Here is an 18469-nt window from a genome sequence, read left to right as displayed (position 1 = left end):
CCCCGGCGGTTCCGTGAAACTCTTTAGCCTTCGGCCGCGGCGGGAGCAGCCGGAGCGGCGCCCTTGGGCTTGCTGTGGGTGTCGACCTTGTCGAGCACCTTCCAGGTCTTCAGCTTCGAAATCGGCTTCGTTTCCTCGATGCGGACGGTTTCGCCAGCCTTGATGGCGTTGTCCTCATCGTGGGCGTGATACTTCTTCGAGCGGCGGATGATCTTGCCGTACAGAGGGTGCTTCACCTTCCGTTCGACCTTCACCACGACGGTCTTGTCGCCCTTGTCGGACACCACCGTGCCGGTCAGAATGCGCTTCGGCATCGATAGTCTCCTTACTTCGCGGCCGAGCGCGAACGCTCGGTCTGCTGCGTCTTGATGCGGGCGATCGAGCGCCGCACTTCCTTGACGCGCGAGGCCTTTTCAAGCTGGCCGGTGGCCGCCTGGAAGCGGAGGTTAAACGCCTCGCGCTTCAGTTCGCCAAGCTGTTCGGCGAGCTGGTCGTCGGTCTTGGCCTTGAAATCTTCGGTCTTGGCCATGTCCTTAACCCTCCAGATGCGAGGTGTCGCCGAGACGGGCGATCACCTTCGTCTTGATCGGCAGCTTCATCGCGGCGCGTTCGAACGCCAGCGCGGCCACGGGGCCGGGAACGCCGTCGAGTTCGAACAGGATGCGACCCGGCTTCACGCGCGCGGCCCAGAATTCCGGCGAACCCTTGCCCTTACCCATACGGACTTCGGCAGGCTTCGACGACACGGGGACGTCGGGGAAGATGCGGATCCACAAACGGCCCTGACGCTTGATCGCACGGCTGATCGCGCGGCGGGCCGCTTCGATCTGGCGCGCGGTGATGCGCTCGGGTTCCATCGCCTTCAGCCCGTAGGAGCCGAAGTTCAGGCTAGTACCGCCCTTGGCATTGCCATGGATGCGGCCCTTGAAGGCCTTGCGGAACTTGGTTTTTTTCGGTTGCAGCATGTCAGCAGTCCTTAGCGGCGGTCTTCACGGGCCGGACGGACACCGGTCGTCTGCGCATCGAGCATCAGACGGTCGGTCGCCATCGGGTCGTGACCCAGGATTTCGCCCTTGAAAATCCAGACCTTGATGCCGCAGACACCGTAAGCGGTGTGCGCTTCGGCCTCGGCATAGTCGACATTGGCGCGCAGCGTGTGCAGCGGCACCCGGCCTTCGCGATACCATTCGGTGCGCGCGATTTCCGCGCCGCCGAGACGGCCGGCGCAGTTGATGCGGATGCCCTCGGCGCCGAGACGCATCGCCGACTGAACGGCGCGCTTCATGGCGCGGCGGAACGCGACGCGGCGTTCGAGCTGGTCGGCAATGCCCTGGCCGACGAGCTTGGCGTCGACTTCGGGCTTGCGGATTTCGACGATGTTCAGCGACACGTCGCTGCCCGTCATCTCACCCAGCTTCTTGCGCAGCTTTTCGATGTCCGCGCCCTTCTTGCCGATGATGACGCCCGGACGGGCGGCATAGATCGACACGCGGCACAGCTTCGCCGGACGCTCGATCACGACCTTCGAGATCGCGGCCTGCGGCAGGTGCTTGAACACGAACTTGCGGATCTTCAGATCCTCGACAAGCATGCGGCCATAGTCCTGGCCTTCGGCGAACCAGCGGCTGTCCCAGGTGCGGTTGACCTGCAGGCGCAGGCCGATCGGATTGCTCTTCTGGCCCATCTTACGCCTCTTCTTCCTGTTCGCGCACGACGATGCGGATGCGGCTGAACGGCTTGACGATCCGGGTCGACTTGCCGCGGCCACGCGCATGCCAGCGCTTCATCGAGAGCGACTTGCCGACGCTCGCTTCCTTGACGACGAGCGCGTCGACGTCGAGGTTGTGGTTGTTTTCCGCGTTGGCGACGGCGCTGGCGAGAACCTTGCGCACGTCGACGGCCATCGCCTTCTTCGAGAAAGCGAGGACGTTCATCGCGTCTTCGACCTTGCGGCCGCGGATCAGCGCGGCAACGAGGTTCAGCTTCTGCGCCGAGCCGCGAATCTGCGTGCCGACCGAGAGCGCCTCATTGTCCGCAACGCGGCGGGGGGACTTTTCCTTGCCCATTAGCGTTTGCCCTTCTTGTCAGCCGCGTGGCCGGGGAAGAAGCGCGTCGGCGCGAATTCACCCAGCTTCATGCCGACCATGTCTTCATTGACCGACACCGGCACGAACTTGCGGCCGTTGTAGACGTTGAAGGTCAGCCCGACGAACTGCGGCAGGATGGTGGACCGGCGCGACCAGGTCTTGATCGGGGCAGAGCTGCCACCGTCCTGGGCCGTTTCGGCTTTCTTGAGGAGATGGAGGTCCACAAAGGGACCCTTCCAGACCGAGCGAGCCATGGCTTACCTCTTCTTCTTCGCGTGACGCGACCGGATGATCATCTTGTCGGTCGATTTGTTGTGACGGGTACGAGCACCCTTGGTCGGCTTGCCCCACGGGGTCACCGGATGACGGCCACCCGAGGTGCGGCCTTCACCGCCGCCGTGCGGGTGATCGACCGGGTTCTTCGCGACACCGCGAGTCAGCGGACGCTTGCCCAGCCAGCGGTTGCGGCCGGCCTTGCCCAGGTTGGTGTTCTGGTTGTCGGGGTTCGACACCGCACCGACCGTGCCCATGCACTCGCCGCGGATGTAACGCTGTTCGCCCGAACCGAGACGCACGATGACGAGACCGCGATCACGACCGACGACCTGCGCATAGGTGCCGGCCGAACGGGCGATCTGGCCGCCCTTGCCCGGCTTCATCTCGATATTGTGGACGATCGTGCCGACCGGCATCTGCGACAATTCCATCGCATTGCCCGGCTTCACGTCGGTCTTCTTGCCCGCGACGACGGTGTCGCCAACGGCCAGACGCTGCGGTGCCAGAATATATGCCACTTCACCGTCTTCGTACTTGACGAGCGCGATGAACGCCGTGCGGTTCGGGTCATATTCCAGACGCTCGACGACAGCCGGCATGTCCCACTTGCGACGCTTGAAGTCGATGAAGCGGTACTTCTGCTTGTGGCCGCCGGCGATACCGCGCGAGGTCACATGGCCCTTGTTGTTGCGGCCACCGGTCTTGCGCTTGCCTTCGGTCAGCGCCTTGACGGGCTTGCCCTTCCACAGCGACGATTTGTCGACGAGGATCAGGCCGCGCTGCGCGGGGCTGGTCGGATTATAGGATTTAAGTGCCATTTTCTCTGCCTCTTCCTACAATCAGACGCCCGTGGTGACGTCGATCGACTGGCCTTCGGCCAGGCGAACGATCGCCTTCTTCACGTCGCTGCGGGTGTAGGGCTTGCCCTTCCAGCGCTTGGTCTTGCCCTTGGTGACGAGCGTGTTGACGCTCAGCACCTTGACATCGAACAGCGCCTCGACGGCGGCCTTGATGGCGGGCTTGGTCGCGTCGTTCGCGACCTTGAACACCACCGCGTCATTTTCGCTGAGCAGCGTCGACTTTTCGGTGATCACCGGAGCGAGGATCACGTCATAGTGACGCGCGTCGATGGTTTTTGCCTTAGCCATTGCAGCGGGCCTCCAGCTGTTCGACCGCGGCGCGGGTCAGGACCAGCGTATCGGCACGGATGATGTCATAGACGTTGGCACCGATGGCGGGCAGCGCGTCGACACCGATGAGGTTGGCCGAAGCCATCGCGAAGCTTTCGTGCACCGCGTCACCGTCGATGAAGAGCGCGCGATTGCCGAGGTCCATCTTGCCGAGCTTGCCGGCGAGCGCCTTGGTCTTCGCGTCCTTGAGCTCGAGCGTGTCGAGAACGACGAGCTTGCCGCCCTTCGCCTTGTCGCTCAGCGCCATCTTCAGGCCGAGGGTGCGGATCTTCTTGTTCAGCGAGTGGCCGAAGGTGCGGGCACGCGGGCCGTGCGCCTTGCCACCGCCGATGAAGATCGGCGCCTTGCGATCGCCGTGACGGGCGGTACCGCCGCCCTTCTGGCGACCGAACTTCTTGCCGGTGCGCGACACATCGCTGCGTTCGCGGGCGGCGCGAGCCGGACCACGGCGCTTTTCGAGCTGCCATGCGACGACGCGGTGCAGGATGTCGGCGCGGGCGTCGACACCGAAGACGTCGTCGTTAAGATCGATGTCGGTGCCGGCTTTGCCGTCGAGGGTCTGAACCTTGACCTTCATGATCAGGACTCCTGTGCGCCGTCGGTGGCCGCGGTGTCGACGACGGTTTCTTCGACCGGCGTTTCGACCGGCGCGTCAGCCGGGGCATCGTTGGTGTTGGCCGCGCTCTTGACACCCGCCGGATAGGGGGCCTCGGGGTGGCGCGGCAGCTTCACCGCATCGCGGACGAGCAGCCAGCCGCCCTTCGAGCCAGGGACCGAGCCCTTGACGAAGAGAAGGCCGCGCTCGACATCGGTGCGGACGATTTCGAGATTCTGCTGGGTGCGGTTGCGCGCGCCCATGTGGCCGGCCATCTTCTTGTTCTTGAAGACGCGGCCCGGATCCTGGCGGTTACCGGTCGAACCATGCGCACGGTGGCTGATCGAAACACCGTGGGTCGCGCGCATACCGCCGAAACCCCAGCGCTTCATCGCACCGGCAAAGCCCTTACCCTGGGTCACGCCCTGGATGTCGACGATCTGGCCGGCGACGAAGTGGTCGGCCGACAGTTCGGCGCCGACGTCGAGCGTCGCGTCGTCGGCGACGCGGAATTCGACGAGCTTCGCCTTGGGCTCGACTTCGGCCTTGCCATAAGCGCCGCGCTGCGGCTTGGCGACGTTCTTCGCCTTGGCCGAACCGGCACCGAGTTGAACGGCCACATAGCCGTCACGTTCTTTATCGCGCACGGAGACGACCTGGCAGCCTTCGAGGCTCAGGACGGTGACGGGCACGTGGCGGCCGTCGTCCTGAAACAGGCGGGTCATCCCCATTTTCTTCGCGATCACGCCAGTACGCATGATCATACTCCTCAACAGAGGCCGGGCGGACCATTCCGCACGGCTTGCGGGAAGCCATCAGACGAACGCCCGACGGCTACCCTCCCAGCCCAAAATTTCGATGCATCGCCCCGTCCGGGCTGAGGTGCCGCCATCCCGAAGGAGAAGCGGCGAGACGGGGGACGCAGCCCGGTCTGGATGTTTCCGAAGAAACGACCGGCGGTATCCACCCTATCGTCGGCCCGGATCGCTCCGGACAATGCAGGCGGCGAACCACCTGCCGATAGAGACCCCGGTTTTCACCGGGGCGGCGTTGGCTTAGGCCAACTTGATTTCGACGTTCACGCCCGCGGCGAGGTCGAGCTTCATCAGCGCGTCGACCGTCTGCGGGGTGGGCTGCACGATGTCGAGCAGCCGCTTGTGGGTGCGCACCTCGAACTGCTCGCGCGACTTTTTGTCGACATGCGGACCGCGGTTCACGGTGAATTTTTCAATACGCGTCGGAAGCGGGATCGGGCCGCGAATAAGCGCTCCGGTACGACGTGCCGTGTCGGCAATGTCGGTGGTGGCCTGATCGAGCACGCGGTGATCAAAGGCCTTCAGGCGAATGCGAATATTCTGCGTTTCCATGACTGTTCCAGTCGAATCCCGTCTAACGATGCGAAAGAGCCGAAATGGCCTGCTCCGACTTCCGCAGGGAAGCCGGATCGGCCATCAAAAACCTTTAAGCTACGAGCCGCGCGAATCGGTCCGAATCGCGCGGCTCGCGGCCCTATATTACTTTGTGATCGTCGCGACAACCCCTGCGCCGACCGTGCGGCCACCTTCGCGAATCGCGAAGCGGAGACCCGGGTCCATGGCGATCGGGGCGATCAGCTTGACCGACAGCTGGACGTTGTCGCCCGGCATGACCATCTCGGTGCCCTCGGGGAGGATGACCTCGCCGGTGACGTCGGTGGTGCGGAAGTAGAACTGCGGACGATAGTTCGCGAAGAACGGCGTGTGACGGCCGCCTTCGTCCTTCGACAGGACGTACACTTCCGAGGTGAACTCGGTGTGCGGCGTGATCGAGCCGGGCTTCGCCAGAACCTGGCCACGCTCGACTTCTTCACGGCCGACGCCGCGGATCAGCGCACCGATGTTGTCGCCGGCCTGGCCCTGGTCGAGCAGCTTGCGGAACATTTCGACGCCGGTGACGACGGTCTTCTTGGTGTCCTTGATGCCGACGATTTCGACTTCTTCACCAACCTTGACGATGCCGGTTTCGACGCGGCCGGTGACAACCGTACCACGGCCCGAGATCGAGAACACGTCTTCGATCGGCATCAGGAAGGGCTTGTCGAGCGGACGTTCCGGCTGCGGGATCCATTCGTCGACGGCCGCCATCAGCTTCAGGATCGCGTCCTTGCCGATGTTGTCGTCGCGGCTTTCGAGCGCGGCGAGCGCCGAACCGGCGATGATCGGAATATTGTCGCCGTCGAAGTCGCGCTTCGAAAGTTCTTCGCGGATTTCGAGTTCGACGAGCTCAAGAAGCTCGGGATCGTCGAGCTGGTCGACCTTGTTGAGGAACACGACCATGGTCGGAACACCGACCTGCTTCGCGAGCAGGATGTGCTCCTTGGTCTGCGGCATCGGGCCGTCAGCGGCCGACACGACGAGGATCGCGCCGTCCATCTGGGCGGCACCGGTGATCATGTTCTTCACATAGTCGGCGTGACCCGGGCAATCGACGTGCGCATAGTGGCGGCCGTCGGTTTCATATTCGACGTGTGCGGTCGAAATGGTGATGCCGCGCTCGCGCTCTTCGGGAGCCTTGTCGATGTTCGCGAAGTCGACGGCGGCGTTGCCGGCGACGTTTTCGGCGAGCACCTTGGTGATCGCTGCGGTCAGCGAGGTCTTGCCATGGTCGACGTGACCGATGGTGCCGATGTTGCAGTGCGGCTTCGTCCGCTCAAATTTAGCCTTGGCCATGATTTAAGAACCTTCTTCTTAGGTGTTTCGTTTGATCAGTCCGGACGGGCCTGCTGAATCAGGCGCCGCCCTTAGAGGGTCTTGCCGCGCGGTGCAAGCCCGCGCGGCTTTGACCCATCAGGCCATCTTGGCCTTCACTTCTTCGGCGACGTTGGTCGGCACTTCCTCATAATGCGAGAATTGCATCGAGTAGCTGGCGCGACCCTGGCTGAAGCTGCGCAGCTGATTGACGTAGCCGAACATGTTCGCCAGCGGAACGATCGCCTCGACGACCTGGGCGATGCCCCGGCTATCGGTGCCCTGAATCTGCCCGCGACGGCTGTTGAGATCGCCGATCACGTCGCCCATGAATTCCTCAGGGGTGACAACCTCGACCTTCATCACCGGTTCGAGCAGCTTGATGCCGGCCTTCGCCGCCACTTCGCGCATCGCCGCACGGCCCGCGATTTCGAACGCCAGCGCCGACGAGTCGACGTCGTGGTACGCGCCGTCGGTGAGCTTGATTTCGAAGTCGATGATCGGGAAGCCGATCATGTGACCGTTTTCGGCCGACTCGCGCATGCCCTTTTCGACCGACGGGATATATTCGCGCGGAATGTTGCCGCCCTTGATCTCGTCGATGAAGGTGATGCCCGCGCCGCGTTCGCCGGGAGCGACGCTGACCTTGACGCGGCCGAACTGGCCCGAGCCGCCCGACTGCTTCTTGTGGGTATAGTCGACGTCGACCGCCTTCGCGAGCGATTCGCGGTACGCCACCTGCGGCGCGCCGACGTTCGCTTCGACCTTGAACTCGCGCTTCATACGATCGACGAGGATGTCGAGGTGAAGCTCGCCCATGCCCTTGATGATCGTCTGGCCCGATTCATGGTCGGTCGACACGCGGAACGAGGGATCCTCGGCGGCCAAGCGGTTGAGCGCGATGCCCATGCGTTCCTGGTCGGCCTTGGTCTTCGGTTCCACCGACAGCTCGATGACCGGCTCGGGGAATTCCATCCGCTCGAGGATGATCGGCGCGTTGGTCGCGCAGAGCGTGTCCCCGGTGGTGGTTTCCTTGAGGCCGGCGAGCGCGACGATGTCGCCCGCATAGGCTTCTTCGATGTCTTCGCGGCTGTTCGCGTGCATCAACAGCATGCGGCCAACCTTTTCCTTCTTGTCCTTCACCGAGTTCAGATAGGTGCCCTTGTTCAGGGTCCCCGAATAGATGCGGGCGAAGGTGAGCGAACCGACGAACGGGTCGTTCATGATCTTGAAGGCGAGCAACGACAGCGGCGCCGCGTCCGACGTCTCGCGCGAGTCGGGCTGGTCGGTGTCGGGGTTGATGCCCTGAACGTCGGGAATGTCGAGCGGCGAAGGCAGATAGTCGACGACGGCGTCGAGCAGCGTCTGCACACCCTTGTTCTTGAACGCCGAGCCGCAGAGGACCGGGACGAACGCCTGCGCCAGCGTGCCCTTGCGGATCAGCGCCTTGAGCTGGGCGACGTCGGGGACGGTGCCTTCGAGATAGGCTTCCATCGCGTCGTCGTCCTGTTCGACGGCGAGCTCGACGAGCTTTTCGCGATATTCGGCCGCCTTGTCGGCGAGGTCGGCGGGGATTTCCTCATAGAAGAATTCGGCGCCGAGGCTTTCGTCCTTCCAGATGATCGCACGCTCGTTGACGAGGTCGACGAGACCCTTGAAGTCGCCTTCGGCACCGATGGGCAGATAGAGGACAGCCGGGGTCGCGCCGAGGCGGTCGATGATCGTCTGGACGCAATAATAGAAATCGGCGCCCGTGCGGTCGAGCTTGTTGATGAAGCACATCCGCGGAACTTTATACTTGTCCGCCTGACGCCACACGGTCTCCGACTGCGGCTCGACGCCGGCAACGCCGTCGAACGCGGTGATCGCGCCGTCAAGCACGCGCAGCGAACGCTCGACTTCGATGGTGAAGTCGACGTGGCCGGGGGTGTCGATGATGTTCAGGCGATGCTCGGGACCCTGACCTTCTTCGGCTTTCCACAGGCAGGTGGTGGCGGCCGACGTGATCGTGATACCGCGCTCCTGCTCCTGTTCCATCCAGTCCATCGTCGCGGCGCCGTCATGGACTTCGCCGATCTTGTAGGACTTGCCGGTGTAATAGAGAATGCGCTCGGTCGTCGTGGTCTTGCCGGCGTCGATGTGCGCCATGATACCGAAATTGCGATAGCGTTCGAGCGGATGGCTGCGTGCCATGATCTTTTCCTTGGATTTGGGGGGAGGCCTTTGGAGCCGCCCCCGATATAGGAAGTTTTGTTGCGATTGCGAGACGCCCCCGTAACACGGAGAGCGTCCGGCAAATTACCAGCGGTAGTGGCTGAAAGCGCGGTTGGCTTCGGCCATGCGGTGCGTGTCTTCGCGCTTCTTGACCGCGTTGCCACGGTTGTTCGACGCGTCGAGCAGTTCGCCCGACAGGCGCGCGGCCATCGTGGTCTCGCTGCGGTTGCGCGCGGCGGTGATCAGCCAGCGGATCGCGAGCGCCTGCGCGCGGTCGGGGCGGACTTCGACCGGAACCTGATAGGTCGCACCGCCGACGCGGCGGCTGCGGACTTCGATGTTCGGGCGGATGTTCGCCAGCGCTTCGTGGAACACGCCGATCGGTTCTTTCTTGGCGCGGGCTTCGACCGACTCGAGCGCACCGTAAACGATGCTTTCGGCGACGGACTTCTTCCCGTCCAGCATGACGCTGTTCATGAATTTCGACAGCACGACATCCCCGAAACGGGGATCGGGCAGGATTTCGCGGCGTTCAGGACGACGACGACGAGCCATGGGTAATTCCTTTTACAACAGCATCCCGGCGCCGAGGCAGCCTGGGATGATCAAATAGCCGAAAAAGCGGTCCTTACTTCGGACGCTTCGCGCCGTACTTCGAACGGCTCTGCTTGCGGTCCTTCACACCCTGCGTATCGAGCACGCCGCGCAAGACGTGGTAACGCACACCGGGAAGATCGCGCACACGGCCGCCGCGGATCAGCACGACGCTGTGTTCCTGGAGGTTGTGGCCTTCGCCGGGAATATAGGTGATGACTTCGCGGGCGTTGGTCAGGCGGACCTTTGCAACCTTGCGGAGCGCCGAGTTCGGCTTTTTCGGGGTCGTCGTATAGACACGAGTGCAAACGCCGCGCTTTTGCGGGTTTGCTTCCATCGCCGGGACCTTGGACTTCACCTTCTGGAGAGTCCGGCCCTTGCGGACCAGCTGGTTGATCGTGGGCATGAATGCTTCACCTTTTTGTGTCCGCCCATCAAAGCGAACGGTTACTGTACCGCGGTGGATGAAGCTCCGGCCGCTAGCCCGCCGAAAATGGCGGAAAACGGCCGACCTGATAACAGCAAAAGACCCCGGCAGATCGGATTGATCTTCCGGAGGCTCCATCCGCGCCAGCAATGTTCAAGCGCTGTTGCAACTGAAAGAGGCGGCAAACCGCCCTTTTCGGTCGAGCGCGCCCCTAGACCCGATTCCCTCCCCGGTCAAGAGGCAGGCAATATTGTTGCGCCACGCGGAGCGGGCTATCGCGGGTCCATGCCCGCCGTCCGCCACGCCAGCTTCGCCCCGCATGTCGCGCCCGACACGCGATTGCTGATTTTGGGAAGCCTGCCCGGCGCCCGCTCGCTCGCCGCGCGGCAATATTATGCGCATCCGACCAACCAGTTCTGGCGCCTGCTGGGCGAGGTGATCGGCCGGCCGCTCGCGGATATACCCTATGACGACAGGCTGACCGCGCTGCGCCAAGCGAAGGTCGGCCTGTGGGATGTGATCCGCAGCGCCGAACGCCACACGAGCAGCGACAGCCATATCCGCGAAGCCGAAGCCCACGACCTCGCAGCGCTGATCGCCGACCTGCCCGATTTGCGCATGATCGCCTTCAACGGCGGCAAGGCCGCGGCGATCGGGCGGAAGCAGCTCCCGCCGATCGAGGGCGTCGCTCTCGTCGATCTGCCGTCGAGCAGCGCCGCGCATACGATCGGATTCGATGCGAAGCGCGACCGCTGGCTGGCGCTGCGCGGCGCACTATAGGTCAGTCGACGACCTCTCCCCGCGCCATCACGAAATCGACCTTCTTGAGTATGCGCACATCGGCGATGGGATCGCTCGCCACCGCGATGATGTCGGCGCTCTTGCCCGGCGCGATCGAGCCGATCTGGTCCGAGAGGCCGAGCAGGTCGGCCGCATTCACCGTCGCGGCCTTCAAGGCTTCGACCGGGGTCATGCCGTGCTGGACCATCAGTTCGAACTCGTCGCCGTTGCGGCCGTGTTTCGAGACGCCGGCGTCGGTGCCGAAGGCGATGCGCACGCCACGCGGGACGAGCGTTTCGAGGCTTTTGCCGGTGATCGAGATGCGCCATTTGATCTTCGCCAGCACGTCGGGCTCATAGGCGTCGGGATTGGCGGCGAGCCGTTCCTTGTAACCGTTCACGGTCGACAGCGTCGGAACATAATAGGTTTTCGACTTCGCCCATGCCGCGATCGTCGCGTCGTCGAGGATCGTGCCATGTTCGATCGAGTCGGCGCCGGCACCGATCGCGAGGCGGATGCCGTCGGCGCCGTGCGCGTGGACCGCGACCTTCTTGCCGAACAGATGCGCGGTCTCGACGATCGCCCGCGCCTCGTCGTCGAACATCTGCTTGCCGAGGCCCGCGCCGATGCGGCTGTTCACCCCGCCGGTCGAGGCGAATTTGATCACGTCGGCGCCGCGCCCGATCTGCAGCCGCACCGCGCGGCGGCAATCGTCGGCGCCGTTGCAGGTGTTGCCTGCCCCCGCGAAAAAGGGGCGAAGCTCGTCGCGATAGCCCAGCGAGCCGTCCATATGCCCCGCGCTGCCCGAGATGCTGGCGCCGGCATCGACGATCCGCGGTCCCCGCACCTTGCCCGCCGCGATCGCGTCGCGGAGCGCCAGCGTCGCCCCGTCGCCGTCGCCGAGATTGCGGACGGTGGTGAAGCCCGCGCGCAGCGTCTTCATGCCGTTGACCTCGGCATTGAAGGCCTGCGCCGCCGGGCTAAGCGTGATTTCCTCGAGCTGGCCGGCGATTCCGCCCGCGTCGCTCGTCAGATGGACATGGCTGTCGATCAGGCCGGGGAGGACATATTTGTCCTTGAGGTGGATCAGCGTCGCGCCGGGGTCGGCCGCCTGATAGCCGTCGGCGATGCTCACTATCTTGCCGCCCTCGACGACGATCGTCGAGGCGCCGCGCGCCGGCTTGCCGGGTTCGGCGAGCAATTGCCCGGCATGGATAACAGTGCGCGCGGGCGCCTGGGCGGCGAGCGGCATGGCGAGCGTCGCGCCGAACAGCGCGAGCGGAAGAATTTGAATCGGCTTCATTTCGGCATCCCCTGTTTTGATCTTTGGGGAACGTTAAAGCCGATCAGAAGCCCATCGTAAAGCGGAGCGCCGCGCCGCGGTCGTCGGGCATCGCGGCGATGTGGCCGGGGTCGCGGCGCCACCATGTGTTGGCGATCAGATCTCCGCCGAACAGCGAAAGCGCATAGCTCGCCTCGACCACCAGCTCGCGCCCCGTCGGCGCGAGATTATAGGTGCGGCGGCCGAAATCGGTTTGGCCGCTGGCATAGTCGTGCGCGACGGGGAGCATCAGGTCGATGCCGCCGCGCGCGACGCGCAGCGGCTGGGCGAAGCGCAGCGCGGCGCGGTCGCCGGCTTGCAGCAGGCCCGCCTTGGCGAGGTCGAGCGAGAAGGCGGTCGAGCGAAGCGCGCCGCCCGCGACGAGGCCACGGGCGTCGGGGCGGGTCCACATCTGGCGCCAGACGGCTGCAATTTGCCAATCTTCACGCATATTGAGGGTGAAGCTCGCGTCGCCGACGAGGCTGGTCGCGCCGCCCGCACCGAAGACGGGGCCGAGGCGGGCGCCGAGGAGGCTGTCCGATTCGCGGAGCCAGCTGGCGCCGATCGCGGCGCGCACGGGGCCGAGATGGCCGTCCCACGCGGCGCCGAGGCGCTGGTAGCGGCTGTCGGAGCGCGAACGGTAGCGGAGGAGGGGATCGTCCTGCCAGCGCGAGCCCGAGACCCAACCGCTTTCGGCATATAAATTAACATATTGATTTTTATATATATTATGCCGAATTATCGTTCCGATGCCGGGGCTCGCGGCAAAGCCCAGCCCTTCGTGCGCGGCGTCGGCGATCAGCATCGCGTGACCGCTTTCACCGCGCTCGTCCGCGAGCAGGCCGCCGGTGCCGCGCCCCGCGGCGAAACCGAGACGCGTGTGCGCATCGAGGCGCGTCATCACCGACGCGGCGAGGGTGCGCGCGCGCCGCGCGTCGTGGAAGGACAGCCCGGCGAGCGCATCGGTGCCGCCCGCGCCGGGCGCGGTGACGAGCGAGAGCGCGAGCGAGGAACTGGCGGCGCTTTGCTGGTGGACGAGTCCGCCGATCGCGCCCGACAGCTTGAAATCGGGGCGGCGGATGCCAAGCGATCCGCCGAAGTCGACGGTAAAGGCGCGCCCGAAACCGTCGGTGACGAGGCCCATCGTGCCCGCCCCGCCGGCGTCGCCCATCGGACCGCCGAGCAGGCCGAGCGGCGCACCGAGCGGCACCGCAGTCATGGTCCCGGTCAGCGCCGTCGCCCCATCGGCTGGAAGGCGCGCGCGATGTCGAGGATGCCCTGACCATAGACCCCGTCGGCGCCCGCGGCGCCCGCATCGCGCGCCGACTGGTAGAGAAGCGAGACGATCTGCTGGCTGGTGAGGTTCGGGAAGGCCTCTGCGATCAGCGCGACCGCGCCCGCGACCTGCGGCGCGGCGAAGCTGGTGCCGTTGAGCACGAAGACGAAATTGCCCTCGGTCTTGAGCGCGCCATTTTCATAGGCGCAGCACACGCCCTCGCCGAGCGCGGTGAGGTAGGAGCCCGCATAGCCGCCCGCGCGGTTGCTGAACGGCGAGATCGCACCGCCGCCATCGACCGACCCGGCGATGACGACGAGCCCGCCGCCGGCATCGCGCAGCCCCTGCGCGAAGCGATCGGGGCTGCCCGGATCGTTGCCGTTCGCGGTGGTGTCGCCGTCGTTGCCGGCCGCGACGATGACGATGATTCCCGCCGCGGTCGCGCGCGAGACGGCGGCGCGCAGCATCGCGCCGGGCGGATCCTCACCGCCGAGCGAGATGTTGACGACGCGCGCGCCCGCGCTGACCGCGCGGTCGAGCCCCGCCGCAATCGCCGTTTCGGGATAGCGGCAGCCGCTTTCGTCGTTCGACGGATCCTCGGTCGCGCAGCTTCCCGGCCGGTCGGCGCGCAGCACGAGCAGGCTGGCGTCGAACGCGATACCGAAGGTGCCCGCGTCATTTTTCCCGCCGAGCAATAGTTGCGCGACGTTCGTCCCATGCGTGCCTTCGCCATTGATCCCGCGCGACCCGGCGAGGTCGGCCGAAGCGGCCGAGATGCGCCCGGCGAATTCGGGGCTGTCCTGATCGATACCGTCGTCGATGACGCCGGCGAGGATATTCCGCCCCGTCGCCCCCGCCCGATAGGCGGTGATCGCGCCGTGGAAATTGACCCCGTCGGACATGCGCGTTTCGGCGGTGTCGAAATTGCCGGTCGGCGGTGGAGGCGTGGGCGTTGGCGTGGGGGTCGGCGTCGGAGCGGGCGGTGGAGCCGGAGTCGGCGAGGGGCGGGCACCGCCGCCACCTCCACCGCACGCCGCAAGCGAGAGCGCGGCGATGCCAAACAAAAGAGGTAAAGACCGCCCAGCCATCCGGTGGATGCGGCTGCGTCGGTTCGCGTCGGCCATCGCCGTTCCCCTTTGCCCTGATGCCCGTCTTTTAACGCGACGGAGGGGGAAGGGGTAGCATCATGCGGTTAATTGGGGGTTCGCTGATCCTCGCTATTCCAACCCGTCGCCCCCGCGAAGGCGGGGGCCGTTGGCGATCGGGCCTCATCGTTGCGACAGACCGACAGCGGCCCCCGCCTTCGCGGGGGCGACGATAGGGTGATATGGTGCGTGCTCGCTCACCCGCCTTGCCGCTGCCCACCGCAGCCTTTATGCGCCCGCATCATGTCCCCCGCACTCGACCATATCGACAGCTGGATCTTCGATCTCGACAACACGCTCTATGCGCCGTCGGCGAAGCTGTTCGACCTGATCGACGCGCGTATGGGCGCCTTCATCATGCGCCTGCTCGACGTCGACGCGGTCGAGGCGCGGCGGGTGCAGAAGCAATATTTCCACGATCATGGCACGACGATGGCGGGGCTGATGCGCCACCACGGCGTGCATCCCGAGGATTTCCTGGTCGATGTCCATGATATCGCGCTCGACCGGCTGACGGTGGACACGCGGCTGCGCGCCGGGCTCGAGCGGCTGCCCGCACGCAAGCTGGTCTTCACCAACGCCGATGCCGATTATGCGGCGCGGGTGCTGAAGGCGCGCGGGATCGCCGACCTGTTCGACGGCATCTGCGACATCCGCGTCACCCGCTATACGCCCAAGCCCGACGCGGCGGCCTATGACATGATGGTCGCGCACCTCGGCGTCGATCCGGCGAAGAGCCTGTTCGTCGAGGATATGGCGCGCAACCTGACCCCGGCGAAGCGGCTGGGGATGACGACCGTGTGGCTGGACAATGGCAGCGAAAGCGGCCATCGGGACCACCTGCCGGACCATGTCGATTTCCACGCGACCGACATCGCCGACTGGCTCGATACCTTGCCTTCACCTTGGGGAATTTCATGACGACCGACCTGCAGAGCACGATCGAAGCCGCGTGGGACGCGCGCGACACGCTGGGGCTGACCACGACCGGCGCGGTGCGCGAGGCGGTCGAGAGTGCGCTCGCGGGGCTCGACGACGGCAGCTACCGCGTTGCCGAGCGCGACGCGGGCGGCACCTGGCAGGTCAACCAGTGGTTGAAGAAGGCTGTGCTGCTGTCGTTCCGCCTCAACGACATGGAGATCATCGAGGGCGGCGCCGGCGGCGCGACCTGGTGGGACAAGGTGCCGTCGAAATTCGCCGGCTGGGGCGAGAACCGCTTTCGCGACGCGGGCTTCCGCGCGGTCCCCGGATCGATCGTCCGCCGCGGCGCCTTCATCAGCAAGGGCGCGGTGCTGATGCCGAGCTTCGTCAATATCGGCGCCTATGTCGGCGAAGGGTCGATGGTCGACGCCTGGGCCACCGTCGGTAGCTGCGCGCAGATCGGCGCCAATGTCCATCTGTCGGGCGGCGCGGGAATCGGCGGCGTATTGGAGCCGCTGCAGGCCGGGCCGGTGGTGATCGAGGACGGCGCCTTCATCGGCGCGCGCGCCGAGGTCGCCGAGGGCGTGATCGTGCGCGAAGGCGCGGTGCTGTCGATGGGCGTCTATCTCGGCGCATCGACCAAGATCATCGACCGCGCGACGGGCGAGGTGTTTATCGGCGAAGTCCCCGCTTATTCGGTCGTCGTGCCGGGTTCGCTGCCGGGCAAGCCCCTGCCCGACGGGACGCCGGGACCGTCGCTTTACTGCGCGGTGATCGTCAAGCGCGTCGACGCCAAGACGCGCGCGAAGACCGGAATCAACGAGCTGCTGCGCGACTAGAGTCTGTCCGGCCGGGTCAGCGCATCGTCGCGGGCGAAAGGCAGGGAACGGTGTCGGCGGTCCAGTCGATATCATAGGTGGCGGGCACGACCCGGCCCGTGGGATCGTGCGGCTTCGCGACCTCGGGTTTGTAGGAGACCCACGCCATGCTGTTGTCGAAGCCGGCGATCCGGCCGTTGTCGCGCCGCGCGCTGACCGCATCGATTTCGGGCTGTTCGACGCGCAGCCCGCGGATCATGCGGATCGCACCGTCGCGAAGATCGAAGGCGCGGTAATAATTCATTCCGAAAATGCGCGTGTCATAGCCCGATTTGAACGACCAGTTCGCCGCGTTCGTGGTGGCCGGCAAGCGGAGCGTCGTCACCCGGCAGTCGAATTCGGGCGCGCTGTAATAGGGCAGGTCCTGATCCTGATCGACCGCGCGGGCGCGTCTTTCGGGCGGACTGAATCCGCCTCCGGGGAGCGCATAGGATTTGTCCCCGTCGCCGTCATCGTCCCAATCGATCGTCCACGTCCCGCTCACGGTCAGGATGCTCGCCTCGGCCTTTTGGTCGTAGCGCCATTTGACATCGTCGACCGTTTCCCATGTCGCGCCGATCAGCTGCTGGCGCATGCCGTCGCGCAACTGGTCGGCGGTCAGGCCGGATAGCTGGACCTGTTGCACGAGCCCGGGCAGCCCCCGAACGATCATCGTGTTCGTCACCTTCGCCGGTTTGTCGAAGCCGGCGCGCGCGTCGATCTCGTACAGCGTGATTTCGTTCGGCTTGCTCGCCATCCGCCATTCGAGATTCTGGAGCGCGCTGCCCCGTTCGGTGAGCGGAAGGACCCAGCGATAGGGTATCGCCGGGGTCGAGCCGGGGGAAACCACCGGCGGCAGCGTGCCGTCGAGCCAATAAGCGACGCCGTCGATACGGGCACGCACGAGGACATGGTCGAACATCCCGGGATTGGGCAGCCGCGCGTCGAGACCGTCGTCGCCGCCATTGTTGTTGGCGAGCACGGCTTCCGCCTCGATCCCCAGCCGGGCGAGCAGCGCCAGGAGCAGCGCGGTCTTGCCCTTGCAATCGCCGTAGCGGCGCTGCCACGTTTCCTCCGCCGTTGCGGGGGTCAGATTGCCGTTGCCGAGGCCGACGTAGATGTAGCGCACATCCTGCTGGACGAGCTTCAGCGCCGCGCTCGCCCGGTCGAGGGGCGCGGCGTGCGCCGCCGCGATGCGCGCGGCTTCCCGGTCGAGCGCCGACCCCTCGTCGATCCGCGCCGCCTTGGCGAACAGCGGAGCGAAGTGCCGCGAAATCGTCGCCCAGTCGGCAAAGTCGGTGAATTCGACGATGCGTTGCCACTGATAACGCCCCGGCGCGTCTTTCGGCGGCGTCAGCATCGCCGGATTGTCGAAGCTGAAATCGATTCCGTCGGCGCGCGACCGGGCGACCGGCGCGATGTCGGGGGTCATCCGGACATGCGGCTTCAACCCCTTTTCCCAGCTCAGCCCCAGGCGGTAGCGGCCGGGCGCGGGGCTGGGACCGAGGAGAAGCACGCCCGAATCATTCTTGCCCAGCGTGGGGTCGCTGAGCCGGGTGGTCAGGCCGACCTCGAGCTCGTCGCCGACGCGCAGGTCGGGAACGCGGAGCACCGCGGTCAGAATGCCGTCGAGCATCGCCGCCTCGAGCTGACCCTCGCGGCGCAATATTTCGAACGATGATTTTTCCAGGACGTCGATGGTCTCGCCGTCGCGATGGACCTTGATGAAATGCACGACCGGCGGCCCCGACGCGGGATTCCACGCGGTCTGGATATTGCCCATCTGCAGCGCATTGGGATGGAGGATGCGGATGCGATAGCCGAAATATTGCGCCTGACCCTCCGCATCGAGATGGATCAGCGCATCCTGGCGTCGCACGAAAATCAGCCCGCCAGCTCCCTCGGGAACCGGCATCAGTTCGGACGGGGTCGCCCAGTCCGGAACCGGTCCCTGCTCGATCCGTTCGTCTTTTGCCTGAACCTGAGCCTGCGCCAAGACGGCGCCGACCATCATCGAGAAAAATATCCGCACCATAACCCCCCGTTATCCGGGGCAATCA

22 protein-coding genes are annotated in these 18469 nt (G+C 65.4%); 3 read left to right on the top strand and 19 right to left on the bottom strand.

Features of this window, described 5'->3' with window-relative positions; all coding sequences use genetic code 11:
• Positions 1–23: 23 nt before the first annotated feature.
• From rpsQ to rpsL, 15 genes are all read right to left on the bottom strand, one after another.
• Positions 24–314 (bottom strand): 30S ribosomal protein S17, encoded by a 291-nt coding sequence (gene rpsQ / locus VFG17_RS02245; RefSeq protein WP_037556374.1) that lies wholly within the window; start codon positions 312–314, stop codon positions 24–26.
• A gap of 11 nt (positions 315–325) precedes the next feature.
• Positions 326–529, bottom strand: coding sequence for a 50S ribosomal protein L29 (rpmC, locus tag VFG17_RS02240; RefSeq protein WP_054589693.1), 204 nt, complete (start codon positions 527–529; stop codon positions 326–328).
• 4 nt (positions 530–533) lie between these two features.
• Positions 534–965 (bottom strand): 50S ribosomal protein L16, encoded by a 432-nt coding sequence (rplP, locus tag VFG17_RS02235; RefSeq protein WP_037515653.1) that lies wholly within the window; start codon positions 963–965, stop codon positions 534–536.
• An 11-nt stretch (positions 966–976) separates the two neighbouring features.
• Positions 977–1684 carry a 30S ribosomal protein S3 gene (gene rpsC, locus VFG17_RS02230; protein WP_037556371.1) on the bottom strand — a complete coding sequence of 236 codons (708 nt, stop codon included), beginning with the start codon at positions 1682–1684 and terminating at the stop codon, positions 977–979.
• A gap of 1 nt (position 1685) precedes the next feature.
• On the bottom strand, positions 1686–2066 hold the full coding sequence (gene rplV, locus VFG17_RS02225) for a 50S ribosomal protein L22 (protein WP_011543083.1): 381 nt from the start codon (positions 2064–2066) through the stop codon (positions 1686–1688).
• A complete protein-coding gene (gene rpsS, locus VFG17_RS02220; protein ID WP_037556370.1) occupies positions 2066–2341 on the bottom strand; it encodes a 30S ribosomal protein S19 in 276 nt (91 codons plus the stop codon). The genes rplV and rpsS overlap by 1 nt, the downstream gene beginning before the upstream one ends.
• A gap of 3 nt (positions 2342–2344) precedes the next feature.
• Positions 2345–3181, bottom strand: coding sequence for a 50S ribosomal protein L2 (gene rplB / locus VFG17_RS02215; RefSeq protein WP_325027849.1), 837 nt, complete (start codon positions 3179–3181; stop codon positions 2345–2347).
• Positions 3182–3202: 21 nt separating this feature from the next.
• Positions 3203–3511, bottom strand: a complete 309-nt coding sequence (locus VFG17_RS02210; RefSeq protein WP_037556365.1) for a 50S ribosomal protein L23 — start codon at positions 3509–3511, stop codon at positions 3203–3205.
• Positions 3504–4130, bottom strand: a complete 627-nt coding sequence (rplD, locus tag VFG17_RS02205; RefSeq protein ID WP_325027847.1) for a 50S ribosomal protein L4 — start codon at positions 4128–4130, stop codon at positions 3504–3506. The genes VFG17_RS02210 and rplD overlap by 8 nt, the downstream gene beginning before the upstream one ends.
• Positions 4131–4132: 2 nt before the next feature.
• Entirely contained in the window at positions 4133–4906 is a 774-nt protein-coding gene (rplC, locus tag VFG17_RS02200) for a 50S ribosomal protein L3 (protein ID WP_325027846.1), read from the bottom strand.
• A 297-nt stretch (positions 4907–5203) separates the two neighbouring features.
• Complete coding sequence (rpsJ, locus tag VFG17_RS02195; RefSeq protein WP_003042199.1) at positions 5204–5515, bottom strand: 30S ribosomal protein S10; 312 nt, start codon at positions 5513–5515, stop codon at positions 5204–5206.
• Between the two features lie 147 nt (positions 5516–5662).
• Positions 5663–6856, bottom strand: a complete 1194-nt coding sequence (gene tuf, locus VFG17_RS02190) for an elongation factor Tu (protein ID WP_037556362.1) — start codon at positions 6854–6856, stop codon at positions 5663–5665.
• A 117-nt stretch (positions 6857–6973) separates the two neighbouring features.
• Positions 6974–9067, bottom strand: a complete 2094-nt coding sequence (gene fusA, locus VFG17_RS02185; RefSeq protein ID WP_325027844.1) for an elongation factor G — start codon at positions 9065–9067, stop codon at positions 6974–6976.
• 105 nt (positions 9068–9172) lie between these two features.
• Positions 9173–9643 carry a 30S ribosomal protein S7 gene (gene rpsG / locus VFG17_RS02180; RefSeq protein ID WP_037556359.1) on the bottom strand — a complete coding sequence of 157 codons (471 nt, stop codon included), beginning with the start codon at positions 9641–9643 and terminating at the stop codon, positions 9173–9175.
• 73 nt (positions 9644–9716) lie between these two features.
• Positions 9717–10088: a 30S ribosomal protein S12 gene (gene rpsL, locus VFG17_RS02175; RefSeq protein ID WP_037556358.1), complete on the bottom strand. Its 372-nt coding sequence runs from the start codon at positions 10086–10088 to the stop codon at positions 9717–9719.
• A gap of 306 nt (positions 10089–10394) precedes the next feature.
• On the opposite strand from rpsL, the gene VFG17_RS02170 reads away from it, so the two are divergent.
• Positions 10395–10889 carry a DNA-deoxyinosine glycosylase gene (locus tag VFG17_RS02170; RefSeq protein WP_325027843.1) on the top strand — a complete coding sequence of 165 codons (495 nt, stop codon included), beginning with the start codon at positions 10395–10397 and terminating at the stop codon, positions 10887–10889.
• Between the two features lies 1 nt (position 10890).
• Here VFG17_RS02170 and VFG17_RS02165 read toward each other — a convergent pair whose 3' ends face one another.
• Genes VFG17_RS02165 through VFG17_RS02155 form a run of 3 tightly spaced genes read right to left on the bottom strand, consistent with a single transcriptional unit; the run spans position 10891 to position 14610 of the window.
• Positions 10891–12192, bottom strand: a complete 1302-nt coding sequence (locus tag VFG17_RS02165; RefSeq protein WP_325027842.1) for an amidohydrolase family protein — start codon at positions 12190–12192, stop codon at positions 10891–10893.
• A gap of 43 nt (positions 12193–12235) precedes the next feature.
• Positions 12236–13429 (bottom strand): hypothetical protein, encoded by a 1194-nt coding sequence (locus VFG17_RS02160; RefSeq protein ID WP_325027841.1) that lies wholly within the window; start codon positions 13427–13429, stop codon positions 12236–12238.
• Positions 13430–13437: 8 nt separating this feature from the next.
• Complete coding sequence (locus VFG17_RS02155; RefSeq protein ID WP_325027840.1) at positions 13438–14610, bottom strand: S8 family peptidase; 1173 nt, start codon at positions 14608–14610, stop codon at positions 13438–13440.
• Positions 14611–14874: 264 nt separating this feature from the next.
• Here VFG17_RS02155 and VFG17_RS02150 point away from each other — a divergent pair, with 264 nt between their 5' ends.
• On the top strand, positions 14875–15552 hold the full coding sequence (locus tag VFG17_RS02150; protein WP_325027839.1) for a pyrimidine 5'-nucleotidase: 678 nt from the start codon (positions 14875–14877) through the stop codon (positions 15550–15552).
• Positions 15549–16391, top strand: coding sequence for a 2,3,4,5-tetrahydropyridine-2,6-dicarboxylate N-succinyltransferase (gene dapD, locus VFG17_RS02145; protein WP_325027838.1), 843 nt, complete (start codon positions 15549–15551; stop codon positions 16389–16391). The genes VFG17_RS02150 and dapD overlap by 4 nt, the downstream gene beginning before the upstream one ends.
• A gap of 16 nt (positions 16392–16407) precedes the next feature.
• Here the strand turns inward: dapD and VFG17_RS02140 are convergent, their stop codons facing one another.
• Positions 16408–18441 (bottom strand): DUF3857 domain-containing protein, encoded by a 2034-nt coding sequence (locus VFG17_RS02140; protein ID WP_325027836.1) that lies wholly within the window; start codon positions 18439–18441, stop codon positions 16408–16410.
• Positions 18442–18469 lie beyond the last annotated feature (28 nt).

It is taken from the genome of Sphingopyxis sp. (assembly GCF_035686825.1).
Classification (GTDB): Bacteria; Pseudomonadota; Alphaproteobacteria; order Sphingomonadales; family Sphingomonadaceae; genus Sphingopyxis.
The sequence above is the reverse complement of the archived record's forward strand: the minus strand, read 5'-3'. Positions and strand labels throughout refer to the sequence as shown.